Annotated in this window: 8 protein-coding genes; all 8 read right to left on the bottom strand. The window is 49.5% G+C overall.

Features of this window, described 5'->3' with window-relative positions; genetic code table 11:
- Positions 1-54 precede the first annotated feature (54 nt).
- Positions 55-1,494 (bottom strand): alpha-L-fucosidase, encoded by a 1,440-nt coding sequence (locus tag QUW60_RS14280; protein WP_289561312.1) that lies wholly within the window; start codon positions 1,492-1,494, stop codon positions 55-57.
- 262 nt (positions 1,495-1,756) lie between these two features.
- On the bottom strand, positions 1,757-3,172 hold the full coding sequence (locus QUW60_RS14275; protein ID WP_289561310.1) for an Ig-like domain-containing protein: 1,416 nt from the start codon (positions 3,170-3,172) through the stop codon (positions 1,757-1,759).
- Between the two features lie 47 nt (positions 3,173-3,219).
- Positions 3,220-5,088: an alpha-L-fucosidase gene (locus QUW60_RS14270; protein ID WP_289561308.1), complete on the bottom strand. Its 1,869-nt coding sequence runs from the start codon at positions 5,086-5,088 to the stop codon at positions 3,220-3,222.
- A 25-nt stretch (positions 5,089-5,113) separates the two neighbouring features.
- On the bottom strand, positions 5,114-6,880 hold the full coding sequence (locus QUW60_RS14265) for a RagB/SusD family nutrient uptake outer membrane protein (protein ID WP_289561306.1): 1,767 nt from the start codon (positions 6,878-6,880) through the stop codon (positions 5,114-5,116).
- Between the two features lie 12 nt (positions 6,881-6,892).
- Complete coding sequence (locus tag QUW60_RS14260) at positions 6,893-10,024, bottom strand: SusC/RagA family TonB-linked outer membrane protein (protein ID WP_289561304.1); 3,132 nt, start codon at positions 10,022-10,024, stop codon at positions 6,893-6,895.
- 20 nt (positions 10,025-10,044) lie between these two features.
- Entirely contained in the window at positions 10,045-11,868 is a 1,824-nt protein-coding gene (locus QUW60_RS14255; protein WP_289561302.1) for a RagB/SusD family nutrient uptake outer membrane protein, read from the bottom strand.
- 20 nt (positions 11,869-11,888) lie between these two features.
- Positions 11,889-14,750 (bottom strand): SusC/RagA family TonB-linked outer membrane protein, encoded by a 2,862-nt coding sequence (locus QUW60_RS14250; RefSeq protein ID WP_289561300.1) that lies wholly within the window; start codon positions 14,748-14,750, stop codon positions 11,889-11,891.
- 47 nt (positions 14,751-14,797) lie between these two features.
- Positions 14,798-16,783: a M60 family metallopeptidase gene (locus QUW60_RS14245; RefSeq protein WP_289561298.1), complete on the bottom strand. Its 1,986-nt coding sequence runs from the start codon at positions 16,781-16,783 to the stop codon at positions 14,798-14,800.
- Between the last annotated feature and the right edge of the window lie 23 nt (positions 16,784-16,806).

Raw genomic sequence — 16,806 nt, 5'->3', positions numbered from 1 at the left:
AGGCTGCCTCAAACCAAATTTGTGCAGCCTCTTCCTCTTGGAACTATAAACTAATCAAGTCAACGCATCACGATACGTCTTTCCGCTCTGTTTCTTTTCTATTTTCAGTTTGATGACAAACGGTTCGTCAGGCAAAGCAGAAGGAACATCCACGTTAAATTCATTGCGGGCTGTTTCCTCCACTTTCACTTCTTTTCCTCCAACGACCTGCGCAGCCTTTATACTAGTGCCTCCGGGTGTTTTAACGACCAGATGCCTGGAATAGGGAGGATTGAAGACAACCATATACACGTCATCGCCCTTGCGCGTGTAATATCCCCACGGCTGCTTTTCAAAGCCGGCATAGTCACACCCGTAGATGCACTCGCCGTTCTTCTTCATCCACGATCCGATATATGCTGCAAGCTCTTTCTCTTCCGGACGGAAGTCGCCGTCACCTTGAGGACCGAAGTTGACCACCATGTTTCCTCCCATCGAAACCGCATGCACCACGCGTTCAAGCACCTCAACCGGAGTCTTCACGTAGCTGAGCGACCAGTCTTTGTGATAACCCCACTGGTTTTCGGGAACTGTCATGCATGCCTCCCAGTCCCAGCGGGTCACTTTCAGGTCTTTTACCGGATCGGGAAGGCGGCGTTCATAGCCCGATTCATAGTCACCCATCATATGTCCGTTGCTGTCGAAGTGACGCTTGCCATAGTCGTCCGCACGCAGACGGCTGTTGATTGTCACTCCCGGAAGCAGCTCCTTCAGCATCTTCTCGGCATGAGCTGTCCACCACCCGTTTTTCTTGATGCTGGCATCCCACGTGCCGTCGAACCAGAAGTCCTTCACCGTAGGATAACGTTCCGCCAGCTCTCTCAGCTGGTTGTCCGTGAACTCAAAGAAGCGGGCCATAGCCTCCTCGTCCTCTTTCGACTTGATGTCATAACGCCAGTCAGGATGGCTCCAGTCCATAACGGAGAAATAGAAATGCACATCGATGCCTTCATCATTGTAAGCCTTTACCAGCTCGCCCAAAATATCTTTCTTATAGGGAGTCTGGGCTACCGTATACTTGCTGTACTTGCTCGGCCACAGACAGAATCCTTCGTGATGCTTGGTGGTAATCTTTACGTATTTCACTCCCATTTGCTTCGCCATTTTCGCCCAAGCCTTGGCATTGAACTTCTCCGGGTTCCACTGGTCCATCAGCTTCATCCACTCGTCAGAAGAAATCTTTGCCCATGACTTCAGCCATTCAGCTGCACCTTTGTATACTTTCCCGTTCCATTCGCCGCCGGGAATGGCGTACAGTCCCCAATGAATAAACGCGCCCAGACGGTTGTCGCGGAACTTCTGCATGGCAGCATCCTGGCGTTTGCCCAAGCGGTCTGCGCCATACTGCAGAGGTATTTCCAAGTCAGCAGGCAGTTTCTTCGGCTGGGCCTGCGCAGCCATCCCCACAGAAAACAAAGACAAGAAGATGAATGCCCTAAAAAAGTGTTTCTTCATAAATGATACTTAAATTAACTGTTAATGATTATTGTGATAAAGTTTTTCTTTCCTCCACGGAATTTTTCTTCAAAGATAGGCATAAATTCTATGTTCCAGCGGCTGGACCGTATAGTCCACGTAGCTGAACCGTATAGTCCACGCAGGTAGACCGTACAGTCCAGCTGCTGGAACATAAAAAATAAAGGCACATTCAGGGATTGCTGACGGGAAAGAAAGACAAACCCATGCAGGCATCTTTCTTTCCCCTTGCAGTATCCTGCTACTTTTTACCTACATTGAATTCAGCTACCGTCACATTATAATTGTTGACCGGATCCCATTCATTGAACTGTGCCTTTATGTATCTATAAGTGGAAAGCGGAAGATCAAACGTTTGTTCAACAGGGCTTTGAGCCAAATCAATATTGGCCTTGATTTCCTCAAATGAGCTTCCGTCATTACTACCATATAAAGTAATGTTATGTACTTGCATTCCTCTTGTCGTGTTACGATGCCTCCACTTGAACTCATTGAACTCGCATGGCGCACCCATATCCACGATAAAGTAATGCTCAGTATTGCGGTTGACATAACCGTTATAATTGCCTTTTTCCGGTTTTACCAATGCAAAATAAGTTGAAGCATTGCCGTCAAGCATATGCTCGGGAAGACCTGTAGAGCCGTCTGGCACATAATTCAACACGCCTTCTCCCGTACTTTCACCCTTAGCGTTGCTGCGGAAGTTCGTGTCAATGCTCCAAAGCGCACGCTCGAACCATTCGCCGGCACCTATCGTAACGGTAATTTCAGCGGTAATGCCACTGTCATCCTGTGCCTCAGCCAAGATGGTTGCACTTCCTGCGGACAATGCCGTAACGATACCGTCCTCAGTTACACTTGCCACGCCCTCTCCGCTCTTCAGCGAATAAGTGACAACCGGTTCGGAAGCGTTTGACGGTATAATCGTTGTCTGCGCAGCCAGACTGAAAGACTGCCCTACCACAAATGTCTTTCCGCTAACCTTATCTGTCGGGAGCTTGATTTCCGTAATGTAGATCTTGCCTACCACTTCCACCGGAATGGTTTCCGTAAGATTCGTACCGTCAGTTGTAGCGACCGTTATGGAAGCGTTACCCTCCTTGATTCCGGTCACAATTCCGTTCTCGTCTACCATAACCACTCCCTCATCCGAAGACGTATAAACAAACTTGTGGCTTGCCTGCGAAGGAGTCACCGTAATGTTGGAAGCCAGATCGTATGTCTTCTCCTCTTCCACGGTAATCAGCTCAGGCACATCCAGCGCTTCGGTTAAAATCGGAGCGATTGTCACCTTACATGTAGTGGACAGGTTGTGGTTCCCGCGGAAAGTAACGGTCAGATCCGTTTCACCTTCTTTCAGCATGGTCAGCGTTCCCTCGTTATCAACCGTTGCAACCGTTTCATCGCTCACCTTGTAAATGTATGCCGCAGGGTCAATTATCAGACTCTCTGGAGTCACTTCCATCGTAAGCGTATGAGTTCCGTTAATCAGGTTCAGTTCCAGCACATTGTCTTCATTTACCAGAGCCACCTTCAGCGTAGCATTTTCATAAGAAGAATAGTCGGAAGAATATTCGTAATCGTCCGAACAGCCCCCTGCCCCCATCATAAAGAGAAGAATGGCAGGAATGAGCCAGTATTGATTTATCTTTTTCATAAGCTCGAAATATTAAATTAGTTTTTCATGAACTTGCAGGCCCATGGTCATTCAACGAACAGCCAGTTCAGCCCGAAGAGTTCTTTCTTCAAGTTGTCCGCCGGACGCACTTTCACCGTATACATTCCGGCTTTCGGGAAGCTGATTTTGCCCAAATGCCGCGTGTAGTATTCGTCAAAGCCTTCCGGCCCGGGCAGTGTGACAGCCTTCACAGAATCCGCACCTTCCACACTCACCACATAAGGGCGGCCGGCCGAAACCGAATCGCACGAATAGCAAATGGAAAGCTCTCTTTCGCCTGCCTCGGGCACGTATACTTTCCACGAAGCGGCGGCGTTTTCTGATTCCCATCCGCGGATACAGGCAGGAGCAAGACGGCTCGGCTTTTTGACACGCTTCACTCCGCCTTCCAGCGATGCCTTGGCCTGGCTCATGGCTATTCCGCCGAAGTTGATTTCTCCGCAGAAGCCGTTTTCAGCCTCCAGCTCTCCTTCCACTTCAAGCTCAACAACAGAATCATAAGCCACCGGCTCCTTCAACGGACCCTGCACATGCAAAAGCAAGCCTTTCTGCACAAACTCCACTTCCTTGTCGTTCAAAGAAGGTATACGAGCCGAAATCACCTTGTTCTTCAATCCGTTAACCCGGATAATTCCGTCGGATGGCCATTCAAACACATGCAGATAAACTTTCGTCTTCCCATTTTCCGGACGCTGGGTTATCAGTCCCCAATCCTGCGAATCTTCAGCGAAAGGCGACGGACAAGTGCCGTAAAAACCCACCTTATTCTTATGTATCATCTCGCCTATCTCCCGCATCCGTGTCTTTATCTCCGGCGGAATGGAACCGTCTGCACGAGGACCGATGTTCAGCATCACATTTCCTCCCTTATAGATTCCCTTCACTATTTCACGGACAAAGTAAGTGGTGGGACGCCAGTTCTGGTCATCGCGGTTGTATCCCCACGAATGGTTGAACGTAGCCGCCGTTTCCCATGTATGCCCAAGAGGGCGGGCCGGGAACTCATTGTCGCCCATCGTCTGGAAATCAACGCCGTTGTCGCCCACTTCATGAATACCCAGGCGAGTGTTTACAATCACAGTCGGATCCAGCTTACGCACCATGGCAAGCATATCTCGCATCTGCTTTTCCGTCATCTGTCCAGCCTTAACCGGATCGCCGAGCCAGCAGTCAAACCAGATCAGCTTTACGCCGTAATCCTTTATCAGCTCTGCCACCTGCGGCATGGCTTTCTCCCGCCAATACTTGTCGTATTCCTCCGCTGTCGGCTGTTCCCGGAAAGGAGCTTCAATGTCGCCGCGTCCGGCAGCCACACGGTCAAAGCCCGGCTTCTGCTCGTCCGCATAATCCCAGCTGTTGTCGCGTCCGTTCGGATTGCCCCAGTCGAGCCACTGCGAATAATAGGCACACAGTACAATGCCGTACTTGTCACACTTCTCCTTCAGGCATTTCAGCACGTCAAAGCCCGTGCCCGAAAGCTTGCCGTAAGTATAGTCACTTACCTTTGAATTCCAGAAAGCTACCCCGTCGTGATGCTTGGTCACAAAAGTAAGGTACTTGAATCCTCCTTCCTTGGCAGCAATCACCCAGTCTTCAATCTCTTTCTCGGAAATGGGCATCCGCTTGGCCATCCGGTCCCAGTCGGCCTTCTGCACCTTATTCCGATAACGGAGCCATTCGGCATACTCCGTATTGCGGACTCTCTCTCCATAAAAGCGTCCGGAAGCCGGAGTACACAACGACCAGTGTATCATCACTCCAAGCCGAGCCTCCTCAAACCAGGCGACTCTTTCTTTCTGAGTTTGGGGAAGAGGCGTTGCAGCCTCTTCCGTTTTCTGCTTGCCGCATCCCAAAAACAACGCTCCTGCGACAAGTGCCAACCAAATCTTATTCATATACATATTTCTTCTACAACAGTTATTACCAGCCGGGATTCTGAACCAGCTTTCCATGGGAAGCGTCTATTTCTCTCTGCGGAATGGCACTGAAATACATCCGCTCGTCAAAGAAGTGCTGCTCGATAGGAACTACCGACCACGTATATTCGTCATCGCCGACCTTTTCCCAAACAGCAGCGCTAGTCCATACACCGTCCAGACGTTCATACATCTTGCGGCGTTTCAAATCCCAGAAACGGTTTCCACATTCGTTGGCAAACTCAATTCGGCGTTCGTTTATGATAAATTCAATCATCTCATCCTTGTTCATATTGGCGGGAACACCGTAGCGGTTGTCCTCACCCGGGTCGATGCCGGCACGGTTACGGATCTGGAACAGCTGGGATTCAATCTCGCTCCGGTTCGCATCGACGTCCAGTTCCGTCAAGGCTTCTGCATAATAGAGCATGATGCTCGGATAGCGGATAAACGACAAGCCCTGACCTTCAGAGTCGGAATCCCCTCCTCTCAACGACTCGTTCGAACATTTGCGATAATAATATCCCGTAGGCGAACCCTGTGCAGTGCCATACCCGTCATCCGTGGCTCCGCGGTAAGTATAAATAGGTTCTGCCTCTTCGCCTTTATTCTTAATCCATTTCGAGCCATTATAGATAATGGTATATCCTAAACGCGGGTCGCGGTTGTCATACGGATGATCCTCATCATAACCGGAATCAGGATCGGTTATCGCTTTCCCGTTCTTCATCGGGAAAGCCTCCACCAGCTCGTGATACGGATAAATAAGGTGGTTGCCGTTACGGCTTTTAGGCAGCAAAGCCTTCTGGAGGAAATTAGTGCTCACAGTCAGCCACATCCAAACCCGTTCTTTAGACACACGGGTGGTAGTTGCTTTATAAAAGCCATTTCCCGGACGTGTGTCGTTGTCAATCAGCAGCTCGTTCGTACCCAGTTTCATCAGACGCTTGGCGGCAGTGGCCACTTTCTGCCAACGGTTCACATCGTAGTCGTCATAGCCTACCAGCAGACGGTTGTCGCCGCTTCCGATATTACCTCCGTTATACAGCGGACTGGCGGCCAGCGCATAGAGTTCTGTCAGCACACCCAATGCAGCAGGTGCCGTGGCACGGCCATAGTCTACGCCGTCCTGCACAAGCGGCAGGTTTTCGGCACAATATTCCAGTTCGCTTGCGATGTAGTCAACGCAAGTTTCAAAAGAAGAACGCTCCAGCAAGGCAGGATTATACGGGTCGATCACCTCATCGTAGAGCAGCGGAAGTCCGCCGTACTGCCGCAGGAGATGGAAATAGAAGAAAGCGCGTATAAAGCGTGCCTCATCTGCCAGACGCTTCTTCATGCCCTCGCTCAACGGAGCCTTCTGATAATTCTGCAAGAATGAGTTGCAGCGGTAAATCGTCTGATACGGCTCCTGCCATCCCTTCTCAAAATCTCCGAATCCGGCGTTTGTTCCGCCCTGGCTGAAATCGCCTTTCGTATAGGCCGGAGTAAACTCTGTAACCTTGAAATACGAATAACGGCTGTTGTCCGTACCGGCTTCATAGTCCTTATAGTTCTGCAGATTACTTGACACATTATGAGGCGACATGGTGCAGCGTCCCACCTGCCAGTAAAGCGCAGCGTTGAAGCCCATCACCTTGATACTGTCGGAAAAGACCGATTCCAAGTCGTCCGTTTCCTTGCCTTTGCTGTCCAGAAATCCTTCAGTCGTTTCGGTACATGATGCCCAGAACAGACAAGACCCCAACAATACAACCAATTTATTTTTCATACAGTATAATCATTAAAATACAATTTGACATCCAAAATTATAAACTCGCTGCTGCGGATAAGTATCCAGCGGGTTGCCCAACTGAGAACTTTCCGGATCCACTTCGTAGTCGTTCAGTTTGGACCATGTCAGCAGATTCTGTGCAGAGGCATAGATACGGATGGAGTTCACTTTCATCCGCTGTGTCCATGACTGCGGGAAAGTATAGCCCATCTCGATATTCTTCCAGCGCAGATAGTCGGCCGAACGCAGCCAAAAAGTAGAAGTAGCCGAGTTGTGTCCCAACTGTTCGCTCAAAATCGGGAATTTGGCATCCTTGTTCATTTCAATCAGCTGCTCCGGATCGGTCACCTTGTTGCCTTCCTCGTCAAACTGCGTCCAGCGGCTCAGATGAATCGGACGCGGACGTCCGTCGGTGCTTCCGATTGTCAGCACTTTCTGGCAGTTCAGCGAAGCTCCCGTAGCACCCTGGAACAGGGTACTGAAATCGAATCCCTTATAAGAGAAACCGATTGTCAAACCATAGTTTGTATCGGGACGGCTGTTTCCGATAGCCACCTTGTCATATTCATTGATGATTCCGTCGGGCACTCCGCTCGGTCCGCTGATGTCCTTGTATTTCAAGTCACCCGGAATCACATCCCTCAGCTTGTCATACGGACCGTTGTCAATTTCCTCCTGACTATTGTAGAAGCCGTCGGCCACATATCCGAAGATAGTGCCGATAGGGCGGCCTGTCTGCATGCTCAATGTATACGGGCTGGGATTCTCTCCCATCTCAACAATCTTATTCTTTGCGTGAGATACAATGCCCCGCAGGAAATAGCTGAAGTTGTCACCGATGGTCGAACGCCATGTCACTTCCAAATCCCATCCGCGGTTTTCCGTACGTCCGATATTCATGAAAGGCAGCACGCCGTCCATATAACCGGCATAAAGCGGAATGTTCTGCGGTTTCGACAAGATGTCGTTACGATGGTTGATAAAGTATTCGTAAGTGACAGACAAGCGGTTGTTGAACATACGCAGGTCAACGCCCAGGTTCAGTTTTTTCTCCACCTCCCATTTCACGTTTTCATTGGCAATCTTCTCCAGAAAGTAAGCCGGAATTTTAGCCGTGGAAGTAGATTCGCCGAACGGATAGTCATAATCCTTCTTGTAAGATTCCAGATAAGTGTAAACGCCTCCGACAACCGCATCAGCACCGGAAAGACCATACGAACCTCTTAGCTTCAGCATATCTACAAAGACGCTGTTCAGCCAAGGCTTGGCGTAAGGCTCTTCCGCAATGTTCCATCCCCAGGAAACCGACGGGAAGAAGTCGAAACGATTCTGTTTCGAGAAACGGTCGGAGCCGTTGTACGAACCGCTCACTTCAATCAGGTAGCGCGAATTATAGTCGTAGCTGAAACGTCCGGAATAACTGATTGAGTTGCTCGGCGTATCCGCGCCGCTGCGGTCAGTATACCAGTTGGCCATCAGAAGTCCTCCGATATTGTGTCCGCCGAACTTGCGGCTGTAAGACAAATCAACACGGGAATTGATCTGCAGATACGGTTTTGTTGCGGACTCATCGATACCCATCGGACGCAGCACATAAACGTACTGGTTGACCGGCATATAGGTGTCTGTTTCGCTGTCATGATAGAAAGCCAGGAAGTCACCGCTTGCGCGATGCAGTTTGCGGGTAGTTCCCCAACGATTGGTCAGAGCCATCACACCTCTTATCTTCAGTCCCTTTGTAATGAAGTCCAAGTTATGCTCCAACGTGATATTGCCATTCACATTGTTTTTCCATTCACGGTCGTAACCTCCCTGAGACATCAGCACCAGCGGATTCATAGGCGAACCGCTGTACATACCGAACGTGCCGTCCGGATTGTAGGCAGGATAACGCCACGGAGTAAAGTGACCTCCCATCAGTCGGGTAAAGATACTGAACGTACCCGTCTGTCCCGGATTAGGCAGATACGGCTCGTTCACTTCCGAAAGGATGGCGTTGGCATTGATCTTCATCAGAAAGTCCTTCGTAATCTGAATGTCGAAGTTGGAACGCAGGTTGTAACGCTTCAGATAATAGTCGTTATTAAAATCCTCCGTTTTCGGGATATTCTTCAACAAGCCTCCCTGATCGGTATAGCCGAACGAAACGAAATACTTCACCTTTTCAGTACCTCCCTGCACGTCCACATTGTACTGCTGCATCAGAGAAGTCTTCTTGTACATCAGATCCTGCCAGTCCACATTCGGATAAAGATAGGGAGAATCGCCTGTACGGTAATGTTCCAAAGACTCGTCGCTGTAAAGCGGATCGGCCAGCTCAGCCACATTCTCGTCATTCATATACATTTCCTTGATCAGCTTCAGGCTCTGATATGAATCCAGGAACTTGCTGTTATAAGTAGGCTGCTGCAAACCGATATCGGCGCGGAAAGTTATTCTGGGTTTCCCGACTTTACCTCGGCGCGTCGTAATCAGGATGACACCGTTAGCTCCCTTCAATCCGAAGATAGAAGTACTTGCCGCGTCTTTCAGAATGGCCACATCCTCAATGTCATTCGGTGACAGTTGCGACAAAGTGGAAATGTCAGACTCAATATCGTCAATCAGCACCAGCGGAGATACGGAAACGTCTGCATACGTAGAAATACCGCGGATGAATATGTCGGCAGCATCGTTGCCCGGCTGTCCGCTCGACTGCAGCTGGAAAAGTCCGGGCAAACGTCCGGCCAACGCATTCTGAATATTAGCCGTAGGCGACTGGCGCAATGTGTTTCCGTTCACCTGGCTGATAGAAGCAATGTTGGAGAGGCGGGATTTCGTTCCGAATCCCTGCTGTATCACCACTACCTCATTCAGCATCGTGGCATCGTTCTCCAGCACAATAATCATATTACTCCTTGCAGTTACAGTTTTTGTGGTATATCCCACATAACTGATCTGCAGTTTGGAACTGCTGCTTTTCACCTTTATGGTAAAGTTACCATCCAAATCCGTAAGCACACCGTTGGTCGGGTTTCCCACTTCCCTGACGGTAGCCCCCACCAGCACATCGGTGGCATCTTTCACCGTACCTTTTACGGTAACCTGCGCCCATACCGACAATGGCATCAGCGCCAATAAAAGGATGATTATATGTTTCATATTATTCTAAATCTGTGTTTTTAATAGTCCCATCCGGGATTCTGAGTTAACTCTGGGTTGCCCACCATTTCTGTCTGAGGAATGGGATACCAGTACATTTTAGTCTTGTCAAAAGTAGAAGTACGTACATCTACATACTCATACTGGAACGAACCGTCCGGCAGTTTGACAATCTCGACACCTCTTACAGGCTCGTTCATTACGTCTTCGGCAATCTTCCAGCGGCGGATATCCCAGAAACGGTGTTCCTCGAAAGCCAGCTCGATGCGCCTTTCGTTGCGGATGATTTCCTGCATTTCCTCATAGGTATAGCTCGTCGGCAGTCCGTAGCGTCCGTCATCTCCGACTTCGATGCCGGCACGTTCGCGCAACTGAATCAGACAATCTTCGATGACAGCGGCGTGCGCTCCCGAATTGCCAGCCCGGTCCATCTCGTTAAGAGCTTCCGCATAGTTCAGCAGAATCTCCGCATACCGGATAATATTGTAGTTATGAGGTATCGAATTGAAACCGGAATTGTCGTTGCGATTCTCGTTCAGACCAAGGAACTTGCGCAGATAATATCCCGTCTGCGTCGCGATTCTGCCCGGTGAATACGGACGGTCCAGACCTCCGTCAAAGGTTTCCACCGCACGTTTCAGCCATGTCGAACCGTTATAGAAGATGGTATACGTCAGACGCGGGTCACGGTTTGCATACGGATTCTGCGGATCATACGGATATTTGGACGTAGGATCATCAATACGCTTGCCGTCCAGTGTCAGGAAAGCGTCCACCAGATTCTGGCTCGGGCTGGTATATCCCCAGCATTTGCCACGCTGGTAGCCTATCGGACTGTTGTTGCTCTCCGGGCTGGTTCCGTCGCCCGACAACTTAAAGAAAATGGCCTCCTCATTGTTCCCGGCAATTGTTTTCGCATCACCGAAGAATTCCAGGAATCCTGCAGTTCCGGCAACTCCTTCATCATCAACTGAAGTCTTGTGCAGGCCGTAAATGCCAAGGTCGATTACCGCTTTCGCAGCATCGGCAGCTTCCTGCCATCTTTCTTTTTCTGCTACCGTTTCACCCTCTTCTGCCAGCTTCTCGGCATACAGCGGACTTGCCATATAAAGCTTCAGGTGCGACAGGAATCCCAATACCGCTCCCTTGTTGACACGTCCCACAATGCTTTCCAGCTCGGTGGGAACTGTCACCATCGCTTCATACAAGTCGTTGTAGCAAGAACCTTCCACATCCGGGCTGACTTCATTCAGGATATAGTTCTTCACGTCCTTCATGCTGCTCCGGGGAATATTCCAGTCATCATCGTAATTGAAGACATTATCGCCTACCATGGGTACTCCCCCCCATCGCTTCATCAGTTCAAAATAGAAATAGGCACGAAGGAAACGCGTTTCGGCAATCATGCGCTTCTTCTCGTCAGCTGTAAGATTCGGCCCCGTGGGATAGTCCTTTATCTTTTCCAGAAACAGGTTTGCACGACGGATTCCGGTATAGAAGTTTTTCCAGGCATTTCCGTCCAGACTCGCGATATTTTCCGGCGACAAACGTCCGTTGCGGTAATTTTCCAGGCTGCTGCTTCCTCCCATATCACGCGTCGGAACGCCGTCATCGGTAGCCGCATCCAGATAGGAACTGCTCAGCCGGTTGTGCAGCGAAGGCAGCGAATAATACACCGCATAATACAAGCCCTTCATCGTGCTAGCCAAAGAGTCTTTCGGATTAACTACATCTTCCTCCAGCGTCCACTCCAAAGGCTCAGACTCAAATGTGTTGCATCCGCTTGCAGCCAACAGCCCCAGCACACACAGCAAATGAAATCTTTTTACTATTATCTTTTTCATATTGTTTCTATTCGATTTTGTTAGAATTGAATGTTAATGCCGACATTGTAGGCCTTGGTATTCGGAATAATGCCGTAACTTGTTCCGTTGGTGAAGCTCAGCAGTTCCGGGTCACGATCCTTGATGCCGCATATTGTCAGCAGGTTATAACCGTTGACAAAGAATTTCAGGCCGCTGATATGGATAGGCTTCGTCCACTTCTGAGGCAAGGTATAAGAAATCTCCACATTCTTCAGGCGCAAGTAGCTTGCATTCTGCAGCCAGAACGTTGAAGTGCGCTCGTTATACGAATTTCCAATCGACAGACGGGGATAGCTGGCATCCCGATTTTCAGGAGTCCAATAGTCGAGATGCTCCACTAAAGCCTGTCCGTAGCTTCCCTGCGCATTGGAGGTGAAAGGCATTGTCTTGGAAGTGGTCTGCACATTGCCGCGGCCCGACCACTGCATCGAGAATGCAAGCCCTTTCCATTCAGCACCCAGGAAAATACCGTAGTCAACCAGCGGCCCGCGTGTTCCGATGCCTTTCACGTCTTTTCCGTCCAGCACATGGTCACCGTTAAGGTCACGGTATTTCAGGTCACCCGGCTGGGGTTTATAGTCCGGAATACTGGTAATGTCCAGATACTGGTCGATTTCTTCCTGGTTCTGGAAGAATCCGTCACACACATAGCCGAAAACCTGGCTGATCGGCTCGCCCACACGCTGCATATACGCTTCCGGATATTGATTCTCGCCGTTGGCAAGTATCTTCGTCCAATAGAGGGTGGCATTGGCGCTTGCCGTGAACGAAAAGTCATTCCACTTCTTGTTATAAGTCAAATCCAGCTCAAGCCCGCTGCGCCTGCTCTTTGCGATGTTCTGGTAAGGCAACGTCATACCGATGACGCTATTGCTTCCCTTTCCTGCAGGAATCGACAGACCATCCGAATAGTTGTTATGGAAATACTCTGCCGTCACGAACAGGCTGTGGTTGAACAGTTCCATGTCTACGCCCGCATTCCACCGGGTTCTCTTTTCCCACTGAACTACATACGGCATGTTCGACTCCGTAAGTATTGCATTCCCTGCCGGAGTTTTCCCGAAATAAGCATTCGTATTACTCGGATAACTGTAATATTTCAGATAATTGTAATAGTAATTGCTCAACGTACCCGTACCGCTTCTATAATAGGCACCCGTTCCGTCGCTTCCGTTCAGTCCGAACGTAGCTCTGAGCTTCATGGCATTGATGGCCGGCACATTGAACCATTTCTCCTTGTGCAGGTTCCATCCGATTCCGGCCGATGGGAAAGCTCCCCACTGGTGCCCCGGCTTCAGCGTATTCAGACTCATGCCCGACATGGCGAACTCGGCCAAGAAACGGCGGTCATAGTTGTATTCCGCACGGAAGCTGAAAGCATTCTTGCGCAGAGGAATGTTCTTGGCACTGACCATATAGTCGTTATAGGCATACAGCGCCTTGGTCTTGAAGTTGTGCTTCGCGATATGGAAGTCATACCCCAGCGCAAACTCCGCATACTGCATGCGGTTCAGTCTGCTGTAACTCGTTTTATTGTTCTGCGCTCCTGCTGAAGCCATCTGCTGATAGACTTCTTCCGCATTGGGATTGGTAGGATCCTTCCAGTACGAATAGACAGCGAAAGTTTTGCTTCTCTCCAGGTTCTCACGGTAAGAAGAGTTATAAGAATAAGTTCCGCTAAGATACAGCCCTTTCAGTCTGCCCTGGAAATGATGTTCCAACGAAATGTCGAGATTGAAGTCCGTCTTCGGATAAAGGTTATACCCCGAAAGAATAGTCTGACCGTAAAGGTTGTCATCCGCATAGACAGGCGTTCCGCCCAATGTACCGTCCGGATTGAACACGGGGAACGCATTGTTCGGAATGGTATACATGTCGCGGTAGATGCTTCCCATCATCGCCTTTCCCGGAGTCGTTTCGCGGAACATCTGGCCGAACAGACCCACTTTCAGCAGTGTATGGTCGGTTATGGAGATGTCCGTATTGACGCGCAAAGAATATTTCTTGAAGTTTTCGCGTGTCTGATACGAGTTCAGCGAATTGTCCTGATTCAGGAAACCAGCCTGATCGTACACATTCAGGTCGATGAAATAACGGGCTGTCTTTCCGCCGCCCGACAAATTAAGGTTGTACTGCTGGGTGGGCGCCGTATTGCGCAGCAGCACATCCTGCCAGTCCACATTGGGATGCGTATACGGACTTGCACCCGTGCGGTACAGTTCCAGGTCGGTCTGACTGTACAGCGGCTGCCTGCCGTCGTTCACCAGCGCCTCATTCAGCATGGAAGCCCAGCTGTATGAATCCAGGAAGTCGGGACGGAATATCTGCCGGTTGAACGCCAATTGGGCGGTAAAATCAATCTTCAGACTGGAATACTGTCCGCGTTTCGTCTTGATATAGACCACGCCGTTTCCGCTCGACATCCCCATCATCGACAGCCCCAGTCCGTCTTTGATAACGGAAACCGATTCAATCTGGCTGGCCGGAAGATTCACGTCCGAACGGGGAATGCCGTCAACCAGAATAATCGGAGTAGTTCCGCGCACCGACAACGAACGCTGCTCCGTGGGATATCCCTGGCTCATATCAACATACAAACCGGGGAGCACGCCGTCTAACGTTGACTCCATCATAAACACCGGACGGTGTTCCAGCCTCTTTCCGGATACCGTAGAAACGGACTGAAGCGTCAGTTCCGGATCTTGCGCTCCCTGCAATACGTTTACAGTTTCACTCAGCTTCTCAAGATCCACATCACTTCCTCCACTGTCTTGGGCCGCAACAAAATGGGCGGCGCACAACAAGCAAAGCGCAAGGCAACTTTTTTTGCCAAGAGTGTTCATTCTTTTTATATTTCCCATACGATTTTAAAATGTAGAAGTGTTTTTCATTTTCAAGTCAAATAACCCTATTTATAGCTCTGCCATGTATTATCGGTAATCTTATAGATATCAGCGGCAGGCTCATCATATCCGGCACTCTCAATTTCTTTGACCAATGCGTCAATATCCGCCTGCGACACAACAAAATCCTTATTTCCGTAGTCATTCAGCGTAGCGTTGCACGGACGCAGGAAGCCCCATTTCGTAAAAAAGTCGATAAGGTTCAGATTGGAAATGCGGCATGCCTGACGCACAAAGTCCAGCTGATCCAGACCCGCGTTCTGCCCCTTTTCGCTCGGACTTTCGTTTTCACGGAAATATTCATAAAGATCCTTATAGAAATCTTCCTGTCCGCGCGCTTTCACGATATAGAGATAAAGCTGCCAGAACGGAACCAGCTGCGTTTCGCGTGTAATGCTGCTGATGCCCGGCAAACAATGAGCACGTTCTCCGTCAACAATCAGCTTTGTAGCGGCATTATAAATGATATCACTGCCCTGAGATACTCCATTCTCATCTTTCGGATTAATCTTGTCCACCTGCAGCTTGCAGTTTGCACCAACTTTTTCCTGGGCATAAAGACAATAGATATTGTTTGTAACCTCAGTCATTCCGGCCCATTTGGCACCCGGTCTGACTTGGTTGACGTGTCCTGCCTCATGAGCCGGCCCCCACAAACGTGCCTTGAATGCATTCGGCTCAAAGAACATTTCCCCATTATACGGACTTGTAATTTTGGCAGGATAAACCGTGCGGTAGTTCGACGCATTGGGAGAAGAAGCTGTGTTATCTATGCAGAAATGCAAGCGGTTATTGAACATGCGGTTATATTTGACCAGACCGGCAAACTCCTGTTCCCAGTAAACAAGGTTGTCGTAAGTTTCGATAATCTTCCAGATTTCATCTTTATCGGTATTGCCGTCATCTGTAACGTCTGTCCCCGTAATAGTCCTTCCCGCTCTGCTTTCATTGTCTTTAAACTGCTTGGCTTCCCAAGTAATCTGCGCACGCTTTCCCAGCAGGTCGATATAGCCGTAACCGGAATTTATGGCAATGTCCAAAATGCGGTCCCAGTCTGCTTTCGTGTGCTTCTGAATATCAAAATAACCGTTCACCTTGCCGAACAGGAAATGGATGGCAACCGATTTGGCGGCAGCCTGCTGTCTGGCCTCATCCGTATCAAGCACTAACGGTATGTCGTCAGTCACAAAGTTCTGCACATAAATTTCTCCGGTGATAGGAGCCACAACCTTGTTCAGTCCCTGCACCAGCGTCAGCTTGCCCTGGTTGCCATATCCTCCGTCCAGTCCCAAGAACATCAGCTGGAGGTTTGCCCCCTCATACAGCTTGCCTACCCATATATATAAGGTTTCGTCCTTTTCGGCGAAAATGCCGGTCGGATTATCGCACTGGCTGTATCTTGAAGTCTTGTTGGCATCAGCCATAATTGCCGGATCCTGATATGGACGATAGACAGCCGCACGGAATTCCGGATCATAGTTGCCTGCCTTCATAGCCAATGCCAGTTCGCGTATCTGGTCACTTGGAATAGCGGCAATTTCTTCGTCCGTCAAGCCTTCCCTCAACTCCGCACAAGTTTCATCCTGGAAATAAGCCGAGAAGTCGGCATCCTGCTTCACCGTCAGCGTCTGTCTGTGGCTTTCATCATAAACCAGCGTAAGGACAGCCGAGCGATAATAAGAAGAAGGGGGCACCTTGATACTCATTGTGCCTTCATCCAATGTTACATCACACCATTTTCTATTGGCCTCTTCCATGATACATCCTATATGCGACAAATCTACCCCCTCAGCCACATTAAATGTCACCTCACGCTCTCCGCCCTGCACATTGAAAGTTACCTCTTCCGGCAAGTTCTGAATCCAATTGTCCGGAACCGGCGTATCTGCCACATCGTCTTTTGCATCACATCCGGCAGCAAAAAACAGCAATGCAATCCAACAACAGATGCGGGACACATCCCAATACATCCTTTTCTTTTCTGTTTTCATATTAATTATTTTTTAAAGTTTTA

It is taken from the genome of Bacteroides gallinaceum (assembly GCF_030373775.1).
Lineage (GTDB): Bacteria > Bacteroidota > Bacteroidia > Bacteroidales > Bacteroidaceae > Phocaeicola > Phocaeicola excrementipullorum.
This window is presented reverse-complemented; position numbering and strand designations above follow the sequence as displayed.